Origin of the sequence: Stenotrophomonas sp. SrG, from assembly GCF_050031795.1 — a bacterium.
GTDB lineage: Bacteria > Pseudomonadota > Gammaproteobacteria > Xanthomonadales > Xanthomonadaceae > Stenotrophomonas > Stenotrophomonas rhizophila_A.
Genome location: NZ_JBNBBE010001505.1, coordinates 1 through 233 on the forward strand (window position 1 = coordinate 1; position 233 = coordinate 233).

Consider the following 233-nt stretch of genomic DNA (forward strand, 5'->3'; position numbering starts at 1 on the left):
CCCGTACCCGCGGGGTCACCGTGGACCGCACCGACTGTGCCGCTTTGGCGCGGCTGTCCGCCGCCAGCCCGCAGCGCATCCTGCCGGTCGTATGGGGCCAGGCAGGCGGAGGCTACGAGGTGGACGTGGTGTTCGACGCGGTGGATCGCCGCTGGCTGCTCAAAGACATCACCAACCTGATCGCGCAGGTGGATGCGTACGTGATGGACATCCACAGCGACAACGTCCGCAAA

The 233-nt window shown here is 67.4% G+C and carries 1 pseudogene; it reads left to right on the forward strand.

Going from position 1 to position 233, the window contains the following annotated elements:
* Nucleotides 1–233: pseudogene (gene relA, locus ACQG3P_RS24395) on the forward strand (GTP diphosphokinase); the annotation flags it as partial.